The sequence below is a fragment of the Mesorhizobium wenxiniae genome (assembly GCF_002284535.1).
Taxonomy (GTDB): Bacteria; Pseudomonadota; Alphaproteobacteria; order Rhizobiales; family Rhizobiaceae; genus Mesorhizobium; species Mesorhizobium wenxiniae.
Window position 1 is genome coordinate 286,655 of record NZ_NPKH01000011.1, and the last position, 21,428, is coordinate 308,082.

The window sequence follows — 21,428 nt, forward strand, 5'->3', positions numbered from 1 at the left end:
CACATCTTTCAACCAGCCGGCATTTTCCGTCAGGGCTTCAAAAGACTGTGCAGCGGCTGGAAGAACAGCTTCGGCCGGATGCCATCCGGCAGATTCGGCGCGATATGAGCAGCGAAGAAGCGCGTCGCGTCTTCCTGGGAGTTCCACACCTCGACGATCCGCCAGCCGGCTGCCACCGGGTGCGACACGTGCATGATGAAGCCGGCGCCTGCCTCAAAGCGCCACCCACGAGGGCGGGCATGCCATCATACCCTTCCGGCGACTGTCCGCCGACCTCGGAAATCATCATCACCGACATGGCTGTTTTCCCGCTCAAGGCAGCGTTCGTCCGGCGATGCACCGCTCAACCGGCAGAATTGCATGTTGATCTTGATGAAGCCAATGATATGATTTCAGCAATATGCTGAACGAAATTGATCTTTCACGCGCCGATCTCAATCTCCTCGTCCTCTTCGAGGCCGTGTCGAAGAGCACCACGTGGGCCGGGCTGCGGACCGGCTTAATCTGACTCCATCGGCTGTCAGTCACGGGCTCGGCCGGTTGCGCCGGCTCCTCAATGATCCGCTGTTCCTTAGAACACCCAAGGGCGTCGTGCCGACGGCGCGTGCGACGGAACTGGCCGCGCCGATCGCCGATATTCTGGCGCGCGTGCGCAGCGTCATGGCGACTGCCGCACCCTTCAACCCCTCCACGGCGGTGCGCCGGTTCGCAATCGGCGCGCCGGACGGTGTCTCAGCCGTGATCCTGCGCCCGCTTCTCGCAAAACTCAGCCGGATTGCGCCACGCATCGACATCGGCGTGCGTTGCCCTCTCCGGCCCGCGTGTGGCGAAGCGCGATTGTCGATCTCGAGGCGCACGCCATCAGTATCGCGATCATTCCGTCCGATGACATCCCGCCTCGCTTCGAAAAGCGCTGCATCTACGAAGAAGACTTTGTAATTGCCATGCCGCCTTGGACATCCGTTCGCGCGTGATCCGACCCTGGAGCGATACTGCGACATGCAGCATCTGGTGGTCTCGCACAGTGGCGATCCCTATGGCTTCGTGGATGAACAGCTGGCCAAGCAAGGCCGGGCAAGACGGATCGCGTTGACTGTTCCCAACTTCATGTTCGCGCTTGCGGTCATCGCCGAGACCGATCTCATCTCGGCCCTGCCGCGGCGGTTCGTTACCATGCATGCGGCGCGTTTCGGCGTCCTGAGCCTCGATGCCCCGTTGCCGTTGCCCGGCTTCCGGCTCAACGCCGTCGCTCCCAAGGTCGCGATGATGGATGCGGGTGAGGCATGGCTCTTCGATCTGCTTGCAGGAGTGGAGCATACTGAGCAAAAGCACCACAGCGGCCTGCCCGCACTAAGACGGTAATCATAGCTCGGAAAGCTTCGTCGGCTCCATGGCGGGTGTGCTTTAGGGTAGATTTAATGCCGCGCAGCGTTGATGAAACTGACAACTACGTTTCCGCTGGAGCGCTACTCGCTCGGAGTTGGAAAGTGCTTTTCAAGCCAGGTTCGCCACCTTGGCTCCTCCCGTTTTGCAACGCTCGCTGCATCGTCGCCAAAGAGGAAAAACCGCACGGACAGGAATGTCATCCCGCCCATCGGCAAGGCGAAGAGGTGCGCGAAGCCCGGCGCGGGCTGGTCCAGCCGGACCACCAGCTCGGGATGGTCCTGCGGCCCTGTTCGTTCGACGACGCCCTCGAATGCCTGCGTGTCCGAAGCCACGCGCCGTTGTTCAGTCGCATTCGCCAGGCCCAAGGGTTCAACCAGCTTTCGCCATGCATCGGCTAAAGGTTGAGAGGACCGGAACAAGAGCTGAAAAGCCGAGCCGTGCTGCCCGGGAAAGTGCGTGAGGTAGAGGCGGAGCAGGCGGAAGAAGGCGATCCATCCGTAGCTGTGGCCTTCGAACTGATCATCCCAATCATCAGAAGTCGCGAACCACCGATGGACAACGCGAACGGTACAAAGCCCGCCGGACTTCGCCTCGACGGTCCATTCCGTCGCTACCGTTCCCGACTGACCCGGTGCTTCTGCGACAAACCGCTTGGGCGGCTCCCAAGCCGTGATGGTGGCGACCGAATCCATGCTTCCATCGGCAGCGAAATGCGAAACGGTGGTTCCTCCGATGCGGCCTTCGAGTTCGCTCAGCACGAACCATTGAGATATTCCAGGTCCCGTTGCGATCGCGTTCCAGACGTCCTCCGGTGTACCGGGGAGATCCACTTGCGCCTCGACCGAGCGATTGCCGGCAGAATCTTTTTTTACTGGCATTGAAAGTCCTTTCCTTGCGGATTGGCTGGTGACGGATGCGCCGTTACGACAAGGCGATGGGACCGTCCCTGTGGAGCGGTTTCGTCGTGATAGCGTGCCGCGAGGGTGGTGATGGCCTCAGTCAATTCACGCGTAAACGAGGCGCGGTCGGCGGCGGAGCGGAAGCGGATTTCGGTGTCGATCGCCAAGGTCGCCAGGCGCTTGCCGGCATCCGTGGCGGCGCGCTGGAGAGCCCCGATCTCCCGCACCAGCCGAGCGCCGAGCGCGATGAGGTAGCTTGCCGACAGCCGATCCGAGGTACGGTCCGGATCGGCGCCGACCGGACCCAGCGCGGTCGTCGAGACGACATAGCTTGTGGCGCTCGCCACCATGAGCCGCTCCGTCAGGCCACCCCACTTCCGCGTGTCTGCAACCTGGACAAGCCCGTGCTCCTCGAGAGCATGCAGGTGATAATTGATCTTCTGCCGCTTGAGGCCGAGCCGTGTGGCGAGGGTAGCGGCCGAAGCGGGCTCCCGCAGTTCTGAAAGGAGCTGACTCCGAACGGGCTCCAACGCGGCGGCGGCCGCGCTCGGTCGATCTATGACTTCGATATCGAGCATGGAGGCCTCATATTGACAAACTTTCCTGTCAATGCCGTTGACGAGTTTATTTGTCAAGAGCGAAAGGACCGCTTGTGGCAATAAGGGGCGGTAAGGGTGGGCGCGAGGCCAGCTACGGAAGACGACGCGTCCCCGCCCGCAGCGGGGCAATTGCAATGACAGTGCCGTTCGTTGTAGCCATTCCGACCGCTTGATTTTGGAGGAGATGCAGCATGGACCGATTCACTGGCGGTTGCCTGTGCGGCAACGTCCGAATTGTGGCGTCGGGACTCCCATACCGCGTCGGCCTTTGTCACTGTCTGGACTGCCGCAAGCATCATGGGGCTCTTTTTCACGCTTCGGCGGTGTTCCCTCAGGATGCGGTGACGATCGAAGGCGAGACGCGCGACTACGCCGGGCGGTTTTTCTGTCCCCGCTGCGGCTCGACAATTTTCGGACGCACCGCAGACGAAATCGAAGTGAACCTGGGATCCCTGGATGCGCCTGACCAACTGAAGCCGACTTACGAGAGCTGGATAATCCGTCGCGAGTCCTGGTTGCCGCCGTTTCCGCTCACGAGACGCTACGAGCGCGATCGTGACGCCACGAGTCGCTTTGAGTAGTCGCACGAACGGTGCGAAGGCGTTGGGAGGTCATGCCGGCGCGTCACTCCGGAAGACCGGCTTTGCGGAAGCCGTCAACGAAATGCTCGAGCGTCGCAGCGTCGCGGAATGGCTCCGTCGTTGCCCAGTGGCGGGTTGTGAAATGCGGATTGCCGACGAGGAACAGTTCGGCCTCTGCGCGCGCCTGGTCGAGCCGGCCCAGTTGGGCAAGGCTTGCCGCCAGGAAACGGCGCGAGCTTGTACGATAAGTCTCGTCCCTGCGCAGTGTTTCGACAGCGGCTTCGTATTCGCCGGCCGCATATTGCGCCTGGCCGAGCGTCAGATAGTACCAACTTGCCGGAAACGGGTTCAGCCGGAATGCCTTGCGAATGTGCTCAAGGCCCTCCTCGACCCGTCCGGCCAGGACCGCGATGTCGGATAACGCCGCCCAGGCATCGGCCTCGTTCGGATCGAGCTCGATCGCCTTGGCGAATTCCGCATCCGCCTCGGCGAAGCTGCGCTCATAGGCAAGCAGGTAAGCCAAAACCCAGCGGCAGCCGGCATCGTTGGGATCGATCGCCACGGCCTTGCGCGCCAGTTCCAAAGCAACGCTACGGGACGTTTCGGTTGGTCCGCCGGAATGCACCCATCCCATCCAGTGGTTCATGGCAAGCCAGCGATAGGCCTCGGCATAGTCCGGATCGAGCGAAACCGCGCGGGTGAGCATCAGATGCGCTTCGCGCGCCGTCTGCGGCGAATCATCCATCAGCTTGCGCGCCCGCACGCACAGATCGTAAGCCTCGAGATTTTTGGGCCGATTGCGCGGCGGCGGTGCGCGCAGCCTGCCGAGCAACGCCTCCACGATCTTGCCGGTGACCTCGTCCTGAACGGCAAAGATGTCTTCCAGGCTGCGATCGAAGCGTTCCGCCCATAGATGGTCGCCACTCACCGCGTCGACCAGCTGGGCGTTGATGCGCACGCGCCCCGCGGCGCGTCTTGCGCTCCCCTCCAGCAGGTAGCGCACGCCAAGGTCCTGTGCGATATCGCGCACGTCCATCGCCTTTCCCTTGTAGGCAAAGGCCGAATTGCGTGCGATGACGAACAGGCCGGAGATCCTGGACAGGTCGGTGATCAGGTCCTCGGTCAACCCATCCGCGAAGGATTCCTGCTCGGGATCGTTGCTGACATTGACGAAGGGCAGCACGGCTATCGATGGCTTGCCGGGCAGCGGCAAAGGTTTTCGTTTCGCGCCACCAAGCTGTTCGACGACCCCCGTGAAGCGGTAGCCGACGCGCGGAACCGTGGCGATCCATTCACCGCCGTCTGAGGCCGGGCCAAGCAGCTTCCGCAGCTGCGCGATCTGGACGGTGAGGTTGCCTTCCTCGACGGCCGTGCCCGGCCACGCCGCGTCCATCAACTCGGCCTTCTCAAGGATTTCGCCGGACCGTCCAACGAGCGCCGCAAGCAGCTTTAGCCCGCGGTAGCCAACGGCAACGGGGACATCGTTGCGAAGCAGCGTTCCCGCACCGGAATCAAGCACGAACGGACCAAAGGCAAAGCGCGATCCCTGCATGCGGCGTATCTATAGCCCGTTTGGAAGTTTTGAGAACTATTTGGGAGAGCTTAATTACGACGCTGTTCGTATCCTGCAGAATTCAGCCTCTTTCAGGTCGAGGGTCCCCGGACCTTCAAGCCCATGGAGGTTGCTATGAACGATACTCTTGCATCGGCCCCGCATCAGGCAGCGCGGCCGGGAACGCCCGAGCGGCCGGCGGAAATGTCGCGTCGGCACTACAGCCTGGCGACCCTGCGAAGCATTATCGCGGCCTGGGGCGAGCGGAAACGCTTTCGCTGGGAACTTGAGCAAATGTCGAAGGACAATCCTCATTTGATCGACGATATCGGTCTGACGAAACGGCTGGTCGACGCAGAGATCGCCAAGCCCTTCTGGCGGCGATAATCCTCGTCGCCGCAAGGTCGCGAAGCCGATACCGTCATCGTTCTTGGTGCGCCAAAAAGCATCTCTCGAAACGGTACTCGCTCGCGCTGGTCGCCGCGCGGACAGCTCGACCATGAAAGTCGACCGGCCACAGGCTCTTCGGCACATCCGGAACTCGCGCCGCTCGTTTGAGTTAAACTCCATTTCCAGACAGCAAAACGGAATCCTGCCATGAGCCTGCCCGCCCAACGCCGAATGCGTCTCTCCGGTGGAACCGAGCTTGCCTACGTCACTGCGGGCGATCCATCCAACCCCGCCTTGCTCCTCCTGCATGGGTTTCCCAGCTCCGCACGTGCATTCCGCGATGTGATTCCCGGACTGGCGGGCGCAGCCTATGTGATCGCGCCCGACCTCCCGGGCCATGGCCAGTCCGACGTTCCGCCGACACCCTCCTTCGCCGCGATCAGCGAGGCAATTTCCGAATTGCTGGCCCACCTCGGGATCGGGCGTCGTTTCATCTACGTGCATGACTGGGGCACCGCTGTGGGCCTGCAGATCGCCATGCAAGCGCCCGAGCTGGTTTCGGGCCTCATCATCCAGAACGCAAACGCGCATCGTACCGGCTTCGGCCCCCTGTGGGACGCCGCATTGAAGTTCTGGTCAGAACCGACAAAAGAGAACGAAGCGGCCGCAACCCCCGACCTGACCTTTGAATTCACGCGCGAGCAATATACGGGCGGTCTGCCGGAGGAGGTCGCCGCCACGATCAAAGGCGAACCCTGGGTCGAGGACTGGAGGGTGATGAATCTTCCCGGGCGCATGGAGACCCACCGCGCGCTCATCGCCGATTATAAGAACCACGCCGCGCGTTTCGATGCGATCGCCGGCTATCTCAAGAAATGGCAACCGCCGGCGCTCATGCTGTGGGGCCGTCACGAGCCCTATTTCGACATCGCCGAAACGCTGTCGTGGATGCAGGATCTGCCGCGTATGGAGGCGCATATTTTCGACGGCGGGCATTTCCTGCTCGAGACGCATGCCGAACCAGCACTCTCCCTTATGCTGGAGTTCATCAAGCGAACACAGAAGAGACTCACACAATTCCCGTCGCTTTAGGTCCAACCCAAAACCAGAATTCAGCGGCGATTTCCATCCGGCGAGTCGCGAGATTAAGCAGGGACGTAGGTCAACCTGATCACATCCTCGCCAATCCGATCATTAGCCATAAGGCGGAGCGGCGGCCGGGGTCCGGCGAAATATGGCTTGCCGTGGCCAAGCACGACGGGGTGCAGGTAGATGCGATACTCATCGATCAGGCCAAGTTCGGTGAGGCTATGCGCCAAGTCCGGGCCAGCAACTTCGATCTCCCCGTCGTGCTCGGCCTTCAGCTCGCGGATCGCGCCCTCAAGATCATTCCCAACAAGCCTGGCGTTGGGACCGACCGACTTCAACGAGCGCGAGACGACCCATTTCGGCTGGTTCCGCCACGCCGCCGCGAAGGCGTGTCGCTCTGCATCCCATTCAGCATGATCGTCGTCCCAGTAACGCATGACCTCATACATTCGGCGACCATACACACTGCCCGCCTGCCCCTGAGCCTCCTCGATGAAGTGGCGGAAGAGCGCGGGGCTTGGCGCAAACGCCATATGGTCGACGTAGCCGTCCAGGGACTGGTTCATTCCGAACACGAGCTTAGCCATAATCCACCTCCTTTCCCTACGCGGCACATCCGCGCGGCTCTGATTGCGTCGTGCAATCGGTTGTAAGCTGGATCAGACTGATGGTTAAGGTGCTTTCTTTCGCAAGTCCTTCACGACATCGAGAAAAGCCCGCAGTGCCGGCGGCACGGCTCGATGTCCGGGATAGTAGACCGCGACCCCTTCCGGAGCGGGCATCCATGCGGTCAGGACCTTACGCAGCCGGCCATCGGATATGGCCGCTTCGGCGGCCCAATCCGCCACATAGGCGATACCCAGACCCTCCATTGCGGCTTCGACCATCAGTTCCTCGTCATCGAGGACGATGGAGCCGTTTGCGTCGATCACGAGTTCCTGGCCGACGCGTTCGAATTCCCATCGATAGAATTTGCCGCTGGGCATACGATGGCCGATGCAATGGTGGCGTTGTAATTCCTCGGGCGTTCCCGGGTCGCCGAAGCGATCGAGATAGGCGGGCGAGGCGACACAGATGAACGTCAACGGGGGTGCGAACGGCACGGCGATCATGTCCTTGGGGACCGATCCGAGGAGGCGCACGCCGGCATCGAACCCGCCGGACACGATATCGATGAGCCGCCCCTCGACGACGATGTCCACGGTCACGTCCGGATGGCGCTTCGCAATCTGCGGAAGAACCCAGCGAACGAGAAGCCCGGCCACCAATCGCGGTGCGTTGATGCGGACCGTGCCCGCGACATTGCCCCGGAACCCCGCGACGCTATCGAGCGCCTCGTCCAGCGAGGCGAGCGCCGGCTGAAGGCGGTCGAGCAACCGGAACCCGGCTTCTGTCGGCGAGACGCTGCGTGTGGTGCGGTTCAAAAGGCGCACGCCCATGCGTTCCTCGAGCGCACGCATCGCATGGCTCAATGTGGAAGGTGCCGTGCCGATCTCGTCCGCTGCGCGGCGGAAGCTGCGGTGTGTGGCAACGGCCACGAAGGCGGTGAGATCGTTGAGCGACGGGCGGGGCATTGATGGGGATTTTGCATCATCTCATGCCGATTTCAACGGCTAATGCGCGCAATGCGATTGCCCTATCTCCTGCCTGGATCAATTGGAGATATGAGAATGGAAAAAACCTGGCTCATAACGGGCGTGTCGTCCGGTCTAGGCCGGCTGCTGGCGGAGAAGGCCTTGATCAGGGGAGACCGCGTCGTCGGTGCCAGCCGCAGCGAGGACGCACTTCCCGACCTGCGTGCACGCTACCCCGAACGGCTCCGCATCGTCGCAATGGACCTCAAGGACCAGAGCTCGGTCCGCGCCGCGGTCGACCGCGCCTTCGCCGCATCCGCTCGGATCGACATCGTCGTCAGCAATGCTGGCTATGGCCTGCTCGGCGCGGCGGAAGAGGCTGGCGATGTGCAAGTTCGGGACATCATCGACACCAATCTCATCGGCTCGATCGCACTCATCCGGGCGGCGGTGCCGCATCTGCGCAGCCGGGGTGGCGGCCGGATTCTACAGATATCGAGCGAGGGGGGCCAGATCGCCTATCCGGCTTTCAGCCTCTATCACGCGACCAAGTGGGGTATCGAGGGGTTCGTCGAGTCCGTGGCGCAGGAGGCTGCTCCCTTCGGCATCGAGTTCACCCTTGTGGAACCTGGGCCGGCGCGGACCGGGTTCGGCGGCAATCTCGCGCGGACCAAGCCGCTCGCGGCCTATGAGGGAACACCCGCCGGTCAGATCCGCGAGGCGCTCCGTGTCTCATGGGTGATCAAGGGCGACCCCGACCGCATGACGGACGCAATGATCAGGCTTGCAGATCAGGATGGTCCGCTTCCGAAACGGCTGGTGCTCGGTGCCGAGGCGTATGCCGGCATCCGCAAGGCACTCGGCGGGCGCATCGAGGAGCTCGACCGGCAGAAGGACATCGCGGTAGCGGCGGATTTCACGGACGAGGAGTTGGCGCGGCTGTGACCCACCGGCGGCCGGCCCGCTGCTCGTGCCCACCTCTTACCAAGACAGAAAGGAACATGAGATGCCTACACGTGATGCCGTCTACCCGGCCAACCGGCACGCTTTATACGATATCCACCGCTATTCAGCAGCCATTCGGTCCGGCGATCTTCTCTTCGTGTCGGGTCAGGTCGGGAGCCGTGAGGACGGCTCGCCCGAGCCCGTATTCGAGGATCAGGTTCGACGGGCCTTCGCCAATCTGCGCGCGGTCTTGGCGGCCGCCGGGTGCAGCTTCGACGACGTCGTCGACGTCACAACGTTCCACACCGACCCGGACGAACAGATCGAGACAGTTCTGGCCGTCCGAGCGGAAGAGATCGGTGCACCTCCCTACCCGAACTGGACCGCAGTGGGCGTCAATTGGCTTGCGGGCTTCGATTTCGAGATCAAGGCCATCGCCCGCATCCCTTCGACGACGAGCAGCCATTTGGCAGACAAGCGCTGATCGCTCGCCCTGCAGTTCTGTATTGGCGATTGTACCCCGACGACGGAAACGGCAGCGCGGCGCGCCCCGGGGCTCGCGATGTCCGGCCAATGATCAATATGCGAGCTTTGCCTTGGGCCAAAATACGTCATTCGGCCGCAAACGATTCGAACTTTTTCACCGCCGATCACCGCCGTTACTACGCTTTCTCGCCTCCTGGCTATTTCGCGCTCCTCGCGCGGAAGTAGTCCTAGCGGCAATGGGCGGCAACTTTCGGTGTTGGCGTCGTGGAAATGGCAAAATTGGCGCGCCGGACGAGATGAAACTGGGCACCGCTATGTGATTGAAGTCGCTCTGTAAAAACTTTCAGCCGGTTTCAGGAGGCTTGGCCTGTGCGAGGTCCTGCAGGAACTCTTCCATCAGCGGCCTGTCACCAAACCGGCGGTAAGCGCGCTCTGCTTCCAGCGAGAATGCCGGATGCGCCTCGACCAGCTTTGCCATCGTCTGCTGGGCTGCCTCAACCTCTCCGCCCCCGCCCTGCAAAGCGGCCTGAATCAGAAGGCAGTTTGCATCGCGCGGCGCCCGGATCAGGCATTCCTCTATGACGGCGGAAGCCTCATCGCGGCGGTCAGCCGCGTAGAGCGCCTGCCCGTGCACATAGGCATAGTACTCGGGCGCCATAGGATGAAGGCGGCGGGCCCGCTCTGCGTTGGCGACGGCATCATCATATTCCCCGAAGCGAACCTGCGCCTTTGCAAGCGCCATCATGCTGTCGGGATCGTTAGGGTTGAGCTCCACTGCGCGCCGTGCGGCCTGCAAGCCGCCTGAATAGTCGCCCTGCAGGGCAAGCCCGAAGCTGATGACCTGGTAGCCAAGGCCAAGATTGGGATCGAGACGGACCGCCTGCCGGGCTTCGCTAAGCCCAAGATGGAGCTCCGGCGCGTTTGCCCGGCCGTCACCGCTCTGCGCCACACTGGCGATAAAGGTCAGCGCGAGGCCTGCGCGGGCGGCCGCATAGGACGGGTCCATTTCAAGGGCGCGCTGGTAGAGGCCCCGCGCTTCCAGAATGTCCTGCGGGTCATTGGCGCCGTGCCGGTAGCGGTTGCGGGCCTGCAGCACGAGGTCATAGGCCTGCAGATTGTCGGTCGGGCGTTCCGCTGCCGCCGCCGCCTCGCTCCTGCCGATATAGGGTGCGATCTGCGCGACGATTTCAGTGGTCAGCTCGCTCTGGACGGTGAACACGTCGGCGACCTGCCGGTCAAAACTGCGCGACCACAGATGCGCGCCTGTCTTTACATCGATCAGCTGCGCCGACACGCGAAGCTGGTCGCCTTCACGGCGGGCGCTGCCTTCAACCACATAATCAACGCCGAGCTTCGCCCCGAGCTTGCGCACGTCCGTATCCTGCCCGTGCACGGCGTAGGTGGAATCGCGCGCGATTACCTGCAGCTCTGAATTGCGGGCAAGGGCTGTCGTCACATCCTCGGTCAGTCCGTCCGCGAAATACGATTGCTCGCCACTGCCGCTCATCGCGGCAAAAGGCATGACCGCCACTGACGGCCGGGGGTCGGCGCGGCTCTGGTCCATCGACAAGACCGCCGGGATGCGGCTGACCATGGCTGCCAGGGGGAGCGGCTGGATTTGGGTGCCGATGAGGATGAGGGCTATGGCGGCCGCGCCATAAGACCAGCGGGCGGCGGTGCTGCGTAGCACCGGCGGCACCTGCCGCCATGGCGACCACGGAGAGCCCGCGCGCCTTACGCTGTAGACGTTGAGAAGTTCGGGAATGTTCTTGGCCCGCCTGCGGCCGATGCGGACGAACCTGTCCGCGCTGTTGCGGTCGGCCGCCATCACCACGGCGCCGCTGACGAATATCTGCCCCGGATCGCACATGGCCTCAAGACGGGCGGCGACATTGACGCCGTCGCCGTATACGTCGCCGTCATCTTCGATGACATCGCCAAGATTGATGCCGATGCGCAGCTCGAACGGGCCCTTGTCGAAGCCTTCCTGTATGGCCAGCGCCGCATCAACCGCTTCGTTGACGCTTGGAAACATGGCGAGAAAGCCGTCTCCCGCCGTCTTGACGATGCGCCCGCCATGGCGGGCAATGGTCGGGTCAATAAGCTCATCAAAGACAGCGCGCAGCTTCGCGTAGGTGGAAGCCTCGTTTTCAGCCATCAGCAGGCTGTAGCCGACGATATCGGCGGCCATGATTGCCGCGAGCTTGCGTTCCATCAGCATTATTCCTGAGCGGCGGGCCATGCACGGACTATTACTGCTGACACTTAAGGCGACGCACGGCCCAAGATTAGACCCACAATCCCGGATAGGCTAATCAACACAGCTCATAAATGCGTGATGATTGTGGCCTATACCGTTCTTACCTTCGTCAGCCATCATCTGCTTCGTCCGGAGCCGTCCGTCGCCGCACTGGCGGAGGGCGACATACAGACGAGAGCATCTGCTTTGATGGTAGGTTTCCCGAGCCTCTTCTTGCGCAAGGGATCGTCCCCGCATGGGCCGAGACGCTGCGCGGCTCGAGGCTGCCGATCTAGCCGCAACCCGTTCAAACGGCGACATAAATCCGCTTCGCTTCATCCGCGGAGCGGAAATTTTTCCACATCGGGCGCTACCCTAGCGTGGCTCCTTCCGCCGCGGTTCGGGCAGCCCGCGCCGCTCCGGCTTTCGCCCTTCCTGTCCGCTCCTGGTGCTCTTTGCCCCATTCCGCCAGCGGGGCGAGCGCCAGGTCGAGCTCGGCGCCTTCCGGCGTGACCGAATATTCGACGCGCGGCGGCACTTGGTGAAACACCTCGCGGTGGATGATGCCGTCCGCCTCCATCTCGCGCAGGTGCTGGATCAGCATCTTCTCGCTGATCTCCGGCTGCAGCCTCTTCAGTTCGCCGAAGCGGCAGGGCTGCGCCTGGTGGATCTGCCAGAGCAAAAGTGCCTTCCACTTACCGCCGATCACCGCGAGCGCGGGACCCAATCCGCAACTGTCCGGCAGTTTTCTTTGTTTTTTTTCCAAGGAAATCTCCAATTCTGAGGTTCTGGTAGGTACCTTACTTTTTTGTCTGTACTTGTGCAATCGAAAGTACCTGCCTAGCTTCGGGCAAGGACGCCGGAGCATGCAGGCAAAAGGCCAGCGGCAAGGCTTCCACTGGGACAGTTTCGCTCGCAAAAAGCGGACGCCCCGACCGTTTCAAACCGACACACCGCGGCGCCCCTCGCGCCGGGATAAGGAAGAATCATGAGCAGATTTCAGGGCAAGAAGGCCGTTGTCATCGGCGGCACACATGGAATGGGACTGGCGGTGGCGCAGGCGTTGATCGACGGCGACGCCGACGTCCTGATCACGGGGCGCAATAAAAAAAACCTCGCGGACGCCCGCCAGGCGCTTGGCGGCAGCGTCCATGCGGTCCGGTCCGATATCGCCAGTATGGGCGATATCGCGGTGCTCAGCGCGGAAGTGGGGCAGAAACTCGGCGTGATCGATTTCCTGCACGTGAACGCCGGCGTGTCGGAGCTGGAACCGTTCGACCAGGTCACGGAAGCGTCCTACGATCGCCAGTTCAACATCAACACCAGGGGCGCCTTTTTTACCACTCAGCGCCTCATACCGCTGATCAAGGAGGGCGGTGCGATCGTCTTCACCTCGTCGATCGCCGAGGATTCCGGCACCGCCGGCATGGCGGTGTATTCCGCCAGCAAGGCGGCGCTGCGCGCCTTCGGCAAGGTGCTGGCATCGGAACTCCTGCCGCGAAAAATCCGCGTCAACGTCGTGAGCCCCGGCTTCATCGACACGCCGACCATGGGCGTCGCCGGCGCCTCGGCGGAAGAGCGCGCCGCTTTCATGAAGGTCGGCGACGAGGTGACGCCGATGAAGCGCCACGGCACGCCGGAGGAGGTTGCGCGCGCCGTTTTGTTCCTCGCCTTCGACGCCACCTTCACCACCGGCGAGCGGATCAAGGTAGACGGCGGCCTCGGCCAGGACCTGTCGCCGGCCATGGGATGAATAGGAACGCCGCACGCATAGCTCGCCGCGTAGCTTCACGATCGAACCGAAAAAGAAAGGAAACAAATGTCCGACGTATCCGTCATCGGCCTTGGCGCCATGGGCTCGGCCCTGGCCGCGGCGCTCCTGAAAAGCGGCCTCAGCGTCACACTGTGGAACCGTTCGCCGGCCAAGGCTGAGGCGCTCGTGGCCAAAGGCGCTGTCGCCGCCGCGAGCGTCAAGGATGCCGTCGAGGCGAGCAAACTGGTGGTCGCTTGCCTGCTGGTCTACGATACCGTGTATGAGGCGTTCGAGCCGGCAAAGGATGCGCTTGCCGGCCGCACGCTGGTCAACCTCACCAACGGCACGCCGGCGCAGGCGCGCGAGATGGCACAATGGGCAGCCACCCGGGGCGCCGACTACCTCGACGGCGGCATCATGGCGGTTCCGCCGATGATCGGCCAAGCCGAGGCGCTGATCCTCTACAGCGGTGCGCACGCGGCGTTCGAGGCGCACGGGAAAACGCTCGGCGCGCTGGGGGCAGCCAAATATCTCGGCGACGACGCCGGGCTTGCACCGTTGCACGACATTGCCCTGCTCACCGCCATGTACGGCCTGTTCTCGGGCGTCACGCATGCCTTCGCGCTGACCGGATCGGAAACGGTGCCGGCGGAAAAATTCCTGCCGATGCTGACCAACTGGCTCGGGGCGGTCATGACATGGCTGCCTGACATGGCACGGCGCATCGACAGCGGCGACTACCGCAGCGATGTCGTCTCGAACCTCGAGATGCAGGCGGCGTCCTTCGACAACTTTATCGCGGCCAGCGAGGGCCAGGGTGTCAGCTCCGAACTGATCGCGCCGATGTTCCAGCTCTTAAAAAAAGCCGTCGCAGCGGGCTATGGCGATGCCGACCAGGCGAGCCTGGTCGAGATGATCAGGACTAGGCCGCAGGTCGAGAGGCAGCGGGCGGGGGGCTGAAGGCGCGATCCAGCGCCAGCATCACCAGCATAATGTGGGCCACTATTTCCTGCCGCACCTGGCGCTTTCTCCCGCGTCGGCGGTCGCGAGATAGAAGCCGGGCGGAGACTTACAATGGCACGCTGCCTCAGCTGAAGGCGCTGACGGACAAGCTCGCCTCCATCGGCCAGAAGCAGGGTGCAGCAGCTCCCGATGTCGAACAGCTTGGGCTATCGCCAAGGGCACGACGCCGATCATCGGCGTCACCAAGCCCAACTACATCGATGGTCTGGTCCGGGCCAGCAGCATCACGCTCACCAGCGACGACATCGCGGAGTTGAAAGCTCTTGCCGAACGCTGCTAACGTGAACACCCGTGGCTGGTGGGAACAAGAGGTGTAAGTCTGTAGCTTCGCTGTCCTACTTCCTCGGAACGCCGCTCCGAGCAATACGGGAGGCGATCATCTCGTTCTGCAGATGACCGCCTGTGCCCGAGCAGGTTGCCGGTTGCCTCCACCTGATTGTGCAAGTGCTCCAGAACGTGTTGCGCCATTCCGCAAAGATCCGGATCACCTGCGCTGCGATGGTTGCCTTGTCCTGCGGTAGGAACCGCCCGTAGTGTTGCTGCACCATGTCGGGCGTGTCCTGGATCGCGTAGCTCACTGCGCACCGAACTTTTCCAGCGTCTGCCTTTGGCGCAATGGGCCGCCGCGCCTAGTCGCGCCAGATGACCGCTTTCGGGATCGGCCTGCCGCCTGCTCAACGACCAGAAAGGAGGCGCATTGCCCACGGTCAGGATCGACTACCAGGGCTGGTTGACCGGCCCGACTGTGAACTCGTTGATCGTCGTATCCTCAGGCTGGTCGATGGCAAAAGCCACGACGCGGGCGATCCGATCCGGCGAGATCCCATACTTGTCATAGGTATTCTGCACCGATCGCGCTGTGCCTTGGTCGCTGATCGTCGTTAGCAGCTCAGTGTTGATCGCCGCCGGGTAGATCGTCGCGGTGCGGATGTTGGTACCCTCCATGGCCGATTCCATGCGCAGGACTTCCATGAAGTCGCGGACGAACCACTTCGTCCCGCCATACACCGCCCCGTTTGGATAGGCTTTCAGGCCTGCAACCGAGGAGGTTGCAATGACGTGCCCGGATTTCTGCGCGATGAACGTTGGCAGCACAGCGGCGACGCCATTTAGAACGCCCTTGATGTTCACATCGACCATCTGATGCCAGTCGTCGGTCTTCAACGCGGAGAGAGGAGAATTGGGCATAAGTCCGGCGTTCAGGAAGATGACGTCGATGCCACCGAAAGCCTCCCTGGCGAGTTTTACAATGCCGTCATTGTCGGACTGCCTGGTGACGTCCAGTTCCCGATAGACGGCTTGGCCGCCATCCGTCGTAATCTCGTCGGCGATCCGCTGCAGCTTGTCTTCGCGCCGCGCGCCCAGGACGACTTTGGCGCCCTTGTTCGCGAGCAGCTTGGCGGTCGCCTCGCCGATACCGGACGACGCACCGGTGATGATGATGACTTTGTCCTTGATCATGATGGTTCCTTGTTGGTTGCTGATACTACTGGATGCGCTCAACTCGGACGGGCTTACCCTCAAGCTGCTCGAGCTCTTGCAGCGAAGCATTGTACTTTCCGATATGGATCGTCTGGTTAGAAAAGCCGATGCCGGCGGTGTTGTAGTAGAAGCCGATGTTGCCCCACGGGACAAAATAGATGACGTCGCCGTCTTCCGGATCCGAGCCAGGCGATCCTTCGGTCGCAAGCTTGCGGGAGAAGTACCCGATCTTCTCCCGGCTGGCGTACTCCTCCAGGTTCATCGTAAGCGGCAGCAGTGAAAGGAAGTCGCGAACGGTTGGATTGTCCTCGCCGATGGTCAGGTCGATGGAGGTCGATCCTGCGCTGAACCGAACCACCGCGCCGACAACCTCATCCTGCCCGGCATTGCCTGTTTGAGAGTAGGAGACAGTGGCGCCGACAACGGCCAGGAAAGCCGCAAGGATGAGCGCCGTCATTTGCCGATACAACTTTGCCATTTCCTTCTTCCTTCGCTGTGAAGCTTGCCCAGCAATCAGCGGACGTCTTGCTCGGACAGGACGCTCGCTCCTGCCTCGGTCGTCTCACGTACGAAGCAATATAGGCTAGGTAGCAATGTCCGATTAGCGGGAGCATTTCGTATGGACTTATGAGGAGGATTCATGAATGTTGTTCGGCCAGCACGCCGATGGCGAGCGACAGCGCGACCGCGGGATGGGCAACCGAGCGACTTGCTCCGCGCGCTTCCGAAGGGCCGCCGGTCAGTGATAGCGCCCTTCTGTGGCCGATTTTATTCGCGATGGCGCAGTGCCTCGACGAGGGCGACGAAGGCGGGCGAGGATTGCCGTCGGCTCGGGTAGTAAAGATAGTAACCATCCCAATAAGGCGACCATCCTTCGAGGCCGCGCTGGAGCCGCCCTTTTTCGATGTGCGGCAGGGCGATTTCCTCCGGCACATAGGCGAGGCCGCGACCGGCAAGGGCAGCATCGAGTACATGGAAGATATTGTTGAACACGAGCTGGCCGTCGACATGGACCTTGATCTCGCGGCCGTCCTGATCCTCGAATTCCCAGACATAGAGCGCGCCGGAGGAGGGGAAGCGATAATTGATGCAGTCGTGCTGCATGAGATCCTGCGGCTTCTCCGGGACAGAGTGGTCCGAGAAGTAGGATTTAGTGCCGACGACGGCGAACCGGAAATCCGGTCCGACGCGAGCCGAGATCATGTCCTTGGCGAGTTGGTCGCCCATTCGAACGCCGGCGTCGTAGCGTTCCGTGACAATGTCCGAGAGCCCGTTGTCGAGCAGGAGCTCGATCTTGATGTCCGGATATTTCGGAGCGAAGCGTTTCAGCTTCGGCCACAGGACATGGCTGATGGCGTAGTCCGGCGCGACAATCCTGACCGTTCCGGCAGGCTTTTCCCTCAACTCGTTCAGGGCGTCGATCTCCACTTCGATCTGATCGAAATGCGGTCCGATCCTCTCGAGAAGCCGCTCGCCTGCTTCCGTCGGCGCGACCGCGCGCGTGGTTCGCGTGAGCAGGCGGATGCCAAGCCGCGCTTCGAGCTGGCGGATCGTATGGCTGAGCGCCGACTGCGAAATGCCGAACCTGGCAGCGGCCTTGGTGAAGCTGCCTTCCCGTGCCACGGCGAGAAACGCGAGCAGGTCGTTGACATTCTGGCGCGTCACTTATGAATCCTCATCATATGCAGGCCGACTATAGCAAAAATCAAAGAAGGTACGGGCGCCTCAGCCGTGGAGAATCTTAGTATCAACTTGCTCCTGTAATGAGAGTGCACGGCTACCGAGCAGGACCGCTCTTACTCGATGTGCTGAATTCTTACCGTGACGCGGCCAGGACGATCAAAGATCGAAACGTCATCTGCGACCTGACCGAGCACAACGATGCCGGGTGAAGGGACCCGGCCCCTCCGGTAATAGATCACGAAATGATTGGAGCTCCACAAACCCAACGTGCCGATCGAGAACTCACGCTGACGCGCCACCTCTGGCAGAGGAGCCGGCAGATTGCCGGTCTTTTCCTGACGGAGATGGTCGCTCATCTCTATGGTGAACGGCAGCAAACGAACCAGGGATCTTGCGGTCTCGTTGTCCCCGAGATCAGCCGTGACCTCGCCCCAATCTGAAGAAATGCGAATGCGTTTATGAGCCATGGCCAATCCAAACTTTCAAATGCAGTAGCAGTAGCACCCAGTAGGATTTCGAGCAGGCCTTGGTCTACCGTCTTTGATGGAGCCTGCACGCGAAGGCGCAGGCTCCACCTCGCCGCTCACGCGGAGAGGTGCTGATTGAAAAAGCTGGTCAGCTTGTCGAACGGGATCACGTCGACCTTGTCGTAAAGATCGGTGTGGCTCGCGCCGGGGATGATCATCAATTCCTTCGGCTCCGCTGCGGCTGCGTAGGCGGTTTCGCTGAAGTAGCGCGAGTGAGCGTTCTCGCCGTGGATCAGCAGGACCGGGCGCGGCGAAATTTCTTTGATGTACGTCAGGAGCGGCATGTTCATGAACGACAGCGGCGTCGTCTGCGTCCAGGAGTTGCCTGAGTTGACCGCGCGCGCATGGTACCCGCGCGGCGTCCTGTAATAGTCGTGATAGTCCACCAGGAACTGCGCCTCGCCGCCGTGCAGATCGTTGTAGGGCGGCTGGTAAGCCGGGGTTCCATTTTCCGCGTCCTGCCAACGCTGCCGGCTCAGTTGCTCCAGCGTTTGCGTGCGCTGTTCGAGGCTCAGACTGTCGTTGTAGCCCTTCGACATAACGCGCGTCATGTCATACATGGTGCTGGCAACGACCGCCTTGACGCGCTTGTCCGCCGCAACGGCATTCAACGCCATGCCGCCCCAGCCGCAAATGCCGATGACGCCGATGCGCTCACGATCGACGGAAACCTGCAGGCCGAGGAAATCTACCGCCGCCATGAAGTCCTCAGTGTTGATGTCCGGCGAGGCGACATTGCGGGGCTCGCCGCCGCTTTCCCCGGTAAAGGAAGGGTCGAAAGCCAGTGTGACGAAGCCGCGCTCGGCCATGGTCTGCGCATAGAGACCCGACGACTGTTCCTTCACCGCGCCGAACGGACCGCCGACGGCCAGCGCCGGCAGGCGTCGGTCGGCACGGTCCTTCGGCAGATAGAGGTCGCCCACCAGGCCGATGCCGTAGCGGTTCGTGAACGTGACCTTCTCGTGGTCGACGTTCTGGCTCTTGGGGAACACCTTATCCCACTTGTCTGCCATATGCTGAGCCCTTGCATTGGAAATATTGAAAAGCGACGCCGCGCCGAAGGTGGCAACACCAGCGCCGGTCATCTTCAGCAAGTTGCGACGGCCCGCGTCGGGTACATCGTGGCGTTCGACAGCGTTCTCGAGTTCAAGATGTGTGCTCATGGCATGGTCTCCGTGATTGGAACTGTTGCCATGAGTGTAGTGGCCGCCGGGCCTATCGATTAGCCCGCTTGCTTCGCTTGAAGTGATGAGCTGAGTTCATGAATTGATGGCTAAGCCCGGGCTGTTGGCGGGTCGCATTTCTTGTAACAGCCGCCCGAGGGGCGAGCATTCATGAATGTCGCTCACCATCTCATGCAATTTTTCCCGGCTGGTCGCTGATCGGTGCTCCAACTACGCCAGGGGCGCATGACAGGCATCATCCATCAGAATCCGGAAATGCAGAAAACGCCGGCGATGGTCACTGAACCCCTCGGCACACGGCCGTGATAGCGCCGTTAAGCTTCAAAGGTGAAAAGAATGTCGGCCCAAGCTAGCTCTCCAATGAACGGCTTCGAGACTCGGCCCGCCTATTGGGGCGGTGTGTTCGCAATGTCACTCTGCGTCTTCGCGCTCATCGCTTCGGAGTTCATGCCCGTCAGTCTGCTCACGCCGATTGCCTCCGAGTTGCAGGTGAGCGAGGGACAGGCCGGTCAGGCCATTGCAATTTCCGGTGCCTTCGCGGTTCTGACGAGCTTGCTCATTTCTTCTGTGGCCAGGCACCTTGACCGAAAGATGTTGCTATTGGCGCTTACGGGCGTGATGGCGGTCTCGGGCACCATCGTGGCGATTGCCCCGAGCTACGTGATCCTCATGATCGGCCGGGCGTTGATCGGTGTTGTGATCGGCGGCTTTTGGTCTATGTCGGCGGCGACGGCGATGCGGCTGGTGCCTGAGCACCACGTTCCGAGAGCGCTTGCGATCTTCAATGGCGGCAATGCGCTGGCGACGGTGGTCGCACCGCCGCTCGGCGCCTTCCTCGGTTCGATCATCGGCTGGCGGGGTGCGTTCTTCTGCGTGGTTCCGGTCGCGGTGATCGTCTTCTTCTGGCAGATGATCAGCCTGCCGTCGATGAAAGCGGAACGTCGGCCCGGTTCCGGCAATGTGTTCAGGCTTCTCAAGCGGCCGCTCGTGGTCTTGGGTATGGCGTCCGTCGGGCTCTTCTTCATGGGGCAGTTCGCGCTTTTCACTTATGTGCGCCCCTTCCTCGAAGCGGTAACGAGGGTCGATGTCTCGACACTATCGCTCGTCCTGCTCGGGATCGGTGTCGCCGGTGTCGTCGGCACCAGCCTGATTAGTGTTTTCCTGAAGGACGGGCTCTTCCGGGCCCTAATCGTCATCCCCGGGTCGATGGCCGTGATAGCCCTGACCCTCATCGCTTTCGGCAACAGCCTCCCCATCACGGCGAGCCTGTTGGGTATATGGGGACTGATCGGCACGGCGGCGCCCGTCGGTTGGTGGACATGGCTTGCGCGTTCGCTGCCTGAGCATGCCGAAGCAGGTGGCGGTCTTATGGTGGCCGTCATCCAGCTTGCTATCACTATGGGCGCGGTCGTCGGCGGCGTGCTGTTCGATTTTAGCGGTTATCGAATGACCTTTATGGCCAGCGCCATCTTGCTGGTTATGGCCACATTCCTGGCCTTCCTGACATCGCGTAGCGGTCCGACCTAGCGAGGTGTTCGCACAACCCCTTGTTCCCAGGCGAACATCGAGGAGCATCAGCTATCTGCATCTCGCTCGTTGCGTTGATACAAGCAATGTCCGCTTCCGGAGACGGCAGGGATCGACCCAAATGACTGAGATGGAGGCGCTGAGCTGTCATCGGCATCGCGCATTTCGAACTTCGCCGCGGTGGATCTTCACCTGTTCCCTGGTCGCGCGTACGCAAAGCTGCGACATGGTTCGAAGGAATGTCCGTCCCTCCAAAACCGGGTTAATTTTGAAAACTAAGTCGGCGAGAGCCGAGTCATGATCTCTGAAAGATTAGCAATTCAATTGGTTGTAATGGCGCGCCCGAAGAGATTCGAACTCCTGACCCCCAGATTCGTAGTCTGGTGCTCTATCCAGCTGAGCTACGGGCGCGCAACAGGCCATGCGTTGCATGGCCCCGCGATCCGATCCTTGACGACCGGCCGCGATGTGACGTGTTCCCTAGCGACTGAATTTCCGAAAAGCAAGCC

The 21,428-nt window shown here is 61.7% G+C and carries 23 protein-coding genes, 1 tRNA gene and 1 pseudogene; 11 read left to right on the forward strand and 14 right to left on the reverse strand.

The window, feature by feature from the left end:
- Positions 1-29 precede the first annotated feature (29 nt).
- A complete protein-coding gene (locus tag CIT31_RS34065) occupies positions 30-194 on the reverse strand; it encodes a hypothetical protein (RefSeq protein WP_165778338.1) in 165 nt (54 codons plus the stop codon).
- A gap of 45 nt (positions 195-239) precedes the next feature.
- On the opposite strand from CIT31_RS34065, the gene CIT31_RS34070 reads away from it, so the two are divergent.
- On the forward strand, positions 240-407 hold the full coding sequence (locus tag CIT31_RS34070) for a hypothetical protein (RefSeq protein WP_165778339.1): 168 nt from the start codon (positions 240-242) through the stop codon (positions 405-407).
- Positions 401-1,362, forward strand: a pseudogene (locus CIT31_RS03735) (LysR family transcriptional regulator). Before CIT31_RS34070 ends, CIT31_RS03735 begins: the two are co-directional and overlap by 7 nt.
- A 104-nt stretch (positions 1,363-1,466) precedes the next feature.
- On the opposite strand, the gene CIT31_RS03740 reads toward CIT31_RS03735, so the two are convergent.
- Complete coding sequence (locus tag CIT31_RS03740; RefSeq protein ID WP_095517484.1) at positions 1,467-2,264, reverse strand: SRPBCC family protein; 798 nt, start codon at positions 2,262-2,264, stop codon at positions 1,467-1,469.
- A complete protein-coding gene (locus CIT31_RS03745; protein ID WP_095517485.1) occupies positions 2,255-2,863 on the reverse strand; it encodes an ArsR/SmtB family transcription factor in 609 nt (202 codons plus the stop codon). The genes CIT31_RS03740 and CIT31_RS03745 overlap by 10 nt, the downstream gene beginning before the upstream one ends.
- 212 nt (positions 2,864-3,075) lie before the next feature.
- On the opposite strand from CIT31_RS03745, the gene CIT31_RS03750 reads away from it, so the two are divergent.
- The gene (locus tag CIT31_RS03750) at positions 3,076-3,465 is read left to right on the forward strand and encodes a GFA family protein (protein ID WP_095517486.1); all 390 of its coding nucleotides are present in this window, start codon (positions 3,076-3,078) and stop codon (positions 3,463-3,465) included.
- Positions 3,466-3,508: 43 nt separating this feature from the next.
- On the opposite strand, the gene CIT31_RS03755 is transcribed toward CIT31_RS03750, so the two are convergent.
- Complete coding sequence (locus CIT31_RS03755) at positions 3,509-5,017, reverse strand: winged helix-turn-helix domain-containing tetratricopeptide repeat protein (RefSeq protein ID WP_095517487.1); 1,509 nt, start codon at positions 5,015-5,017, stop codon at positions 3,509-3,511.
- 204 nt (positions 5,018-5,221) lie between these two features.
- Here CIT31_RS03755 and CIT31_RS03760 point away from each other — a divergent pair, with 204 nt between their 5' ends.
- Positions 5,222-5,404 (forward strand): DUF1127 domain-containing protein, encoded by a 183-nt coding sequence (locus CIT31_RS03760; RefSeq protein ID WP_165778349.1) that lies wholly within the window; start codon positions 5,222-5,224, stop codon positions 5,402-5,404.
- 210 nt (positions 5,405-5,614) lie between these two features.
- Positions 5,615-6,499 carry an alpha/beta fold hydrolase gene (locus CIT31_RS03765; protein WP_095517488.1) on the forward strand — a complete coding sequence of 295 codons (885 nt, stop codon included), beginning with the start codon at positions 5,615-5,617 and terminating at the stop codon, positions 6,497-6,499.
- Positions 6,500-6,552: 53 nt separating this feature from the next.
- Here the strand turns inward: CIT31_RS03765 and CIT31_RS03770 are convergent, their stop codons facing one another.
- Both CIT31_RS03770 and CIT31_RS03775 read right to left on the reverse strand, forming a co-directional pair.
- A complete protein-coding gene (locus CIT31_RS03770) occupies positions 6,553-7,083 on the reverse strand; it encodes a dihydrofolate reductase family protein (RefSeq protein WP_095517718.1) in 531 nt (176 codons plus the stop codon).
- Positions 7,084-7,167: 84 nt separating this feature from the next.
- Positions 7,168-8,070 (reverse strand): LysR family transcriptional regulator, encoded by a 903-nt coding sequence (locus tag CIT31_RS03775; protein WP_095517489.1) that lies wholly within the window; start codon positions 8,068-8,070, stop codon positions 7,168-7,170.
- Between the two features lie 96 nt (positions 8,071-8,166).
- Between CIT31_RS03775 and CIT31_RS03780 the strand changes: the two genes are divergently transcribed.
- Both CIT31_RS03780 and CIT31_RS03785 read left to right on the forward strand, forming a co-directional pair.
- Positions 8,167-9,015 (forward strand): SDR family oxidoreductase, encoded by an 849-nt coding sequence (locus CIT31_RS03780; RefSeq protein ID WP_095517719.1) that lies wholly within the window; start codon positions 8,167-8,169, stop codon positions 9,013-9,015.
- 61 nt (positions 9,016-9,076) lie between these two features.
- The gene (locus tag CIT31_RS03785) at positions 9,077-9,499 is read left to right on the forward strand and encodes a RidA family protein (protein ID WP_095517490.1); all 423 of its coding nucleotides are present in this window, start codon (positions 9,077-9,079) and stop codon (positions 9,497-9,499) included.
- A gap of 345 nt (positions 9,500-9,844) precedes the next feature.
- Here the strand turns inward: CIT31_RS03785 and CIT31_RS03790 are convergent, their stop codons facing one another.
- Positions 9,845-11,716, reverse strand: a complete 1,872-nt coding sequence (locus tag CIT31_RS03790; RefSeq protein ID WP_095517720.1) for an adenylate/guanylate cyclase domain-containing protein — start codon at positions 11,714-11,716, stop codon at positions 9,845-9,847.
- 394 nt (positions 11,717-12,110) lie between these two features.
- Complete coding sequence (locus CIT31_RS03795) at positions 12,111-12,506, reverse strand: winged helix-turn-helix transcriptional regulator (protein WP_095517491.1); 396 nt, start codon at positions 12,504-12,506, stop codon at positions 12,111-12,113.
- A gap of 222 nt (positions 12,507-12,728) precedes the next feature.
- Here CIT31_RS03795 and CIT31_RS03800 point away from each other — a divergent pair, with 222 nt between their 5' ends.
- The 3 genes from CIT31_RS03800 to CIT31_RS34910 all read left to right on the forward strand — a co-directional run bounded on the left by CIT31_RS03800 (position 12,729) and on the right by CIT31_RS34910 (position 14,796).
- On the forward strand, positions 12,729-13,493 hold the full coding sequence (locus CIT31_RS03800) for an SDR family oxidoreductase (protein ID WP_095517492.1): 765 nt from the start codon (positions 12,729-12,731) through the stop codon (positions 13,491-13,493).
- Positions 13,494-13,559: 66 nt separating this feature from the next.
- A complete protein-coding gene (locus tag CIT31_RS03805; RefSeq protein WP_095517493.1) occupies positions 13,560-14,453 on the forward strand; it encodes an NAD(P)-dependent oxidoreductase in 894 nt (297 codons plus the stop codon).
- A 211-nt stretch (positions 14,454-14,664) separates the two neighbouring features.
- Positions 14,665-14,796, forward strand: coding sequence for a hypothetical protein (locus tag CIT31_RS34910; protein WP_245316109.1), 132 nt, complete (start codon positions 14,665-14,667; stop codon positions 14,794-14,796).
- A gap of 437 nt (positions 14,797-15,233) precedes the next feature.
- Here CIT31_RS34910 and CIT31_RS03820 read toward each other — a convergent pair whose 3' ends face one another.
- The 5 genes from CIT31_RS03820 to CIT31_RS03840 all read right to left on the reverse strand — a co-directional run bounded on the left by CIT31_RS03820 (position 15,234) and on the right by CIT31_RS03840 (position 19,371).
- Positions 15,234-15,977 carry an SDR family oxidoreductase gene (locus tag CIT31_RS03820; protein ID WP_095517495.1) on the reverse strand — a complete coding sequence of 248 codons (744 nt, stop codon included), beginning with the start codon at positions 15,975-15,977 and terminating at the stop codon, positions 15,234-15,236.
- Between the two features lie 25 nt (positions 15,978-16,002).
- Entirely contained in the window at positions 16,003-16,476 is a 474-nt protein-coding gene (locus CIT31_RS03825) for a cyclophilin-like fold protein (RefSeq protein ID WP_095517496.1), read from the reverse strand.
- Between the two features lie 290 nt (positions 16,477-16,766).
- On the reverse strand, positions 16,767-17,663 hold the full coding sequence (locus CIT31_RS03830; protein ID WP_095517497.1) for a LysR family transcriptional regulator: 897 nt from the start codon (positions 17,661-17,663) through the stop codon (positions 16,767-16,769).
- Between the two features lie 131 nt (positions 17,664-17,794).
- A complete protein-coding gene (locus CIT31_RS03835; protein WP_095517498.1) occupies positions 17,795-18,148 on the reverse strand; it encodes a cyclophilin-like fold protein in 354 nt (117 codons plus the stop codon).
- Between the two features lie 116 nt (positions 18,149-18,264).
- Positions 18,265-19,371, reverse strand: a complete 1,107-nt coding sequence (locus tag CIT31_RS03840) for an alpha/beta hydrolase (RefSeq protein ID WP_095517499.1) — start codon at positions 19,369-19,371, stop codon at positions 18,265-18,267.
- A 357-nt stretch (positions 19,372-19,728) separates the two neighbouring features.
- On the opposite strand from CIT31_RS03840, the gene CIT31_RS03845 reads away from it, so the two are divergent.
- Positions 19,729-20,919: an MFS transporter gene (locus tag CIT31_RS03845; protein WP_095517500.1), complete on the forward strand. Its 1,191-nt coding sequence runs from the start codon at positions 19,729-19,731 to the stop codon at positions 20,917-20,919.
- Between the two features lie 334 nt (positions 20,920-21,253).
- Here CIT31_RS03845 and CIT31_RS03850 read toward each other — a convergent pair.
- Positions 21,254-21,330 (reverse strand) — tRNA-Arg (locus CIT31_RS03850).
- Positions 21,331-21,428: the final 98 nt, after the last annotated feature.

Excerpts from the sequence above, each read along its gene's own strand:
- CIT31_RS34065 (WP_165778338.1), bottom strand. The coding sequence starts at position 194 with ATGCACGTGTCGCACCCGGTGGCAGCCGGCTGGCGGATCGTCGAGGTG.
- CIT31_RS34070 (WP_165778339.1), top strand. The coding sequence starts at position 240 with ATGCCATCATACCCTTCCGGCGACTGTCCGCCGACCTCGGAAATCATC.
- CIT31_RS03740 (WP_095517484.1), bottom strand. The coding sequence starts at position 2,264 with ATGCCAGTAAAAAAAGATTCTGCCGGCAATCGCTCGGTCGAGGCGCAA.
- CIT31_RS03745 (WP_095517485.1), bottom strand. The coding sequence starts at position 2,863 with ATGCTCGATATCGAAGTCATAGATCGACCGAGCGCGGCCGCCGCCGCG.
- CIT31_RS03750 (WP_095517486.1), top strand. The coding sequence starts at position 3,076 with ATGGACCGATTCACTGGCGGTTGCCTGTGCGGCAACGTCCGAATTGTG.
- CIT31_RS03755 (WP_095517487.1), bottom strand. The coding sequence starts at position 5,017 with ATGCAGGGATCGCGCTTTGCCTTTGGTCCGTTCGTGCTTGATTCCGGT.
- CIT31_RS03760 (WP_165778349.1), top strand. The coding sequence starts at position 5,222 with ATGTCGCGTCGGCACTACAGCCTGGCGACCCTGCGAAGCATTATCGCG.
- CIT31_RS03765 (WP_095517488.1), top strand. The coding sequence starts at position 5,615 with ATGAGCCTGCCCGCCCAACGCCGAATGCGTCTCTCCGGTGGAACCGAG.
- CIT31_RS03770 (WP_095517718.1), bottom strand. The coding sequence starts at position 7,083 with ATGGCTAAGCTCGTGTTCGGAATGAACCAGTCCCTGGACGGCTACGTC.
- CIT31_RS03775 (WP_095517489.1), bottom strand. The coding sequence starts at position 8,070 with ATGCCCCGCCCGTCGCTCAACGATCTCACCGCCTTCGTGGCCGTTGCC.
- CIT31_RS03780 (WP_095517719.1), top strand. The coding sequence starts at position 8,167 with ATGGAAAAAACCTGGCTCATAACGGGCGTGTCGTCCGGTCTAGGCCGG.
- CIT31_RS03785 (WP_095517490.1), top strand. The coding sequence starts at position 9,077 with ATGCCTACACGTGATGCCGTCTACCCGGCCAACCGGCACGCTTTATAC.
- CIT31_RS03790 (WP_095517720.1), bottom strand. The coding sequence starts at position 11,716 with ATGGAACGCAAGCTCGCGGCAATCATGGCCGCCGATATCGTCGGCTAC.
- CIT31_RS03800 (WP_095517492.1), top strand. The coding sequence starts at position 12,729 with ATGAGCAGATTTCAGGGCAAGAAGGCCGTTGTCATCGGCGGCACACAT.
- CIT31_RS03805 (WP_095517493.1), top strand. The coding sequence starts at position 13,560 with ATGTCCGACGTATCCGTCATCGGCCTTGGCGCCATGGGCTCGGCCCTG.
- CIT31_RS03820 (WP_095517495.1), bottom strand. The coding sequence starts at position 15,977 with ATGATCAAGGACAAAGTCATCATCATCACCGGTGCGTCGTCCGGTATC.
- CIT31_RS03825 (WP_095517496.1), bottom strand. The coding sequence starts at position 16,476 with ATGGCAAAGTTGTATCGGCAAATGACGGCGCTCATCCTTGCGGCTTTC.
- CIT31_RS03835 (WP_095517498.1), bottom strand. The coding sequence starts at position 18,148 with ATGGCTCATAAACGCATTCGCATTTCTTCAGATTGGGGCGAGGTCACG.
- CIT31_RS03840 (WP_095517499.1), bottom strand. The coding sequence starts at position 19,371 with ATGAGCACACATCTTGAACTCGAGAACGCTGTCGAACGCCACGATGTA.
- CIT31_RS03845 (WP_095517500.1), top strand. The coding sequence starts at position 19,729 with ATGTCGGCCCAAGCTAGCTCTCCAATGAACGGCTTCGAGACTCGGCCC.